This window comes from Bowmanella yangjiangensis (assembly GCF_017255015.1).
GTDB lineage: Bacteria > Pseudomonadota > Gammaproteobacteria > Enterobacterales > Alteromonadaceae > Bowmanella > Bowmanella yangjiangensis.
Genome location: NZ_JAFKCS010000135.1, coordinates 1 through 2,065, shown reverse-complemented (window position 1 = coordinate 2,065; position 2,065 = coordinate 1). Strand labels below are relative to the sequence as shown.

General features: G+C 66.9%; 1 protein-coding gene. It reads right to left on the bottom strand.

Going from position 1 to position 2,065, the window contains the following annotated elements:
• Nucleotides 1-99: 99 nt before the first annotated feature.
• Nucleotides 100-1,893, bottom strand: coding sequence for an N-acyl-D-amino-acid deacylase family protein (locus tag J0A65_RS22620; RefSeq protein WP_152488758.1), 1,794 nt, complete (start codon nt 1,891-1,893; stop codon nt 100-102).
• Nucleotides 1,894-2,065 lie beyond the last annotated feature (172 nt).

The following is a 2,065-nucleotide window of genomic DNA, read 5'->3' as shown; positions in this document are numbered from 1 at the left end:
CCAGGCGTGCGGCATGCGACATCTCTAACGTTGATCGGGCGGAGGCGCATGGTAACCGATAAGCCCTGCTGCCCGTACGTGTATCGACGGCACCACGGCTCATGACGCCGTGGCAGGCTGCAGATCGTGCGCTGGCGACGTTCGCGGCAGTACCTCGCGCCCCGGCAGGAAGCGTCCATAGTGCCGCGCCGTGCCCAGGTCCTGCGGGTACTCCAGGCCACGGCGATAGGCGATCCGCCCGTTGATCAGCGTCAGCTCGACGGCGGCGTCGTTGCGCTTGACCACGCGCTGCAGGCCCAGCACCTCCATGGGCGCCTCGTGCAGCGCATCGAGGCTGTCGTCGAGGCCCTGCGGATTGATCAACACCAGGTCGGCGCGATCACCGACACGCAGGTAACCGGCATCGACGCCGATGAAGTCGGCCAGCTCGGCGCTGCAGCGGCGTACCGCCTGGCCCAGGGGCATGAAGGGCTCGCCCGCCAGTTCGGCGTCACGCACGTACTTGAGAAAGCGCAGCGGGAAATTGTACTGGGCGATGGAGCGCAGGTGCGCGCCGGAGTCGGCGAAGCCGGGGTGGGTCCAGGGACTGGCCAGCAGCTGGCGCATGATCGCTTCGCGCTGGTTGCCGTAGCAGGTCGTCCACTTCAGCGCTTCGCGGTACTGGCAGGCCAGTTCGAAATAGGCGTCCACCGCGTCCAGTCCGCGAGCCTGGCCCAGTTGCTTGAAGTTCTTGCCTACCAGGCTGGCGTCCGGGCATTCGCTCACCCAGCAGTCGGAGAAGTCGCGGTGCCACAGCCCCTTGGTCAGCACCGCCTTGACCTGCTTCTTGAACAGCGCGCGGAACGCCGGCTCCCGGACCTTGGCATAGAGCTCGTCCGGGTCCTTGATGTCGCGCAGCACTTCGCCGGCGCCGAACTCTTCGAAGGCGTTCACGTTGAGGCCCTCGAGGCGCAGGGTGAAGGGGGCCGGCAGCGTCTGCCAGCGGAAGTGGCCGCGCAGGACCCGGTTCGCCAGCCAGCCGGACAGCCGCGTGAAACGATGCAGCAGCGGCTGCGACTTGAGGTCGAGGGCGGTGAGCATGGTGCATTTCAGCGGCTTCCTGAACCAGCCGTGGGCCTGCCACAGAAAGGCGAAGACGTTGACCTTGGTCACCGCGTTCGGCGCTCCCTGCAGCACCGCGCCGCGCCGCCGCAGCACGGCGAACAGGCGCGAGAACTCCTTCCAGCTGGCGAAGGTGGACGGTAGTGGGCTGGACCAGGCGCGGTCGCCGTCCATCTTGTCCAGGCGGGTGGTCATCACCGACAGGCCGATGCAGCCGGCATCCAGCGCCTCCTCCAGCAGCTGTTCCATGCGTGCGAGTTCGGCTTCGCTCGGCTTCACCCGGCGAGTGGCGCGTTGTAGGCCCATCACCGCCACGCGCAGCTCGGAGTGACCGAGGAAGGAGTTGACGTTCGGCCCCAGTGGCAACTGATCGTAAAAGGCGCGATAGCCCCTGGCGTCACGCCAGGTCTTCTTCTCCTGCAGGATCGGCAGCACGTACTCGCGCGGGACCGCCTCGACACGGGTGAACAGGTCGGAGCAGTCCTCGGCCTCCGCCAGCACCATGCTGATGGAACAGGAGCCAATGGTCACGCTGGTGACGCCATGGCGCACCGACTCCTTCAGCGCCGGCGCCGCGATGACTTCGGCATCGTAGTGCGAGTGGATCTCCAGAAAGCCCGGGGTGACCCAGTGGCCCTCGGCGTCTATCACTTCGCCGCAACCGTCTTCGTCCAGCGGGCTGAGGGCGAGCACATCGATCTTGCCGTCCCTGATGCCGATATGGCGCAATGCGCCGGGGGCGCCGCTGCCGTCGAAGTACAGGCCGTTCTTGATGATGATGTCGTAGCTCATGGCAGTCTCCAGGGCGCCAGCAGCAAGAGGCCGGTGACCAGTAGCAGGAAGTGGATGGCGATGCGGAAGTGCCGCTCATCGACGCGTCGGTGCAGCTGCTCGCCGAGCCACACGCCGAGAGGCAGGAGCGGGGCGTAGCTCAGCACCTGTGGCAGCGCCGGCAACAGGCGGC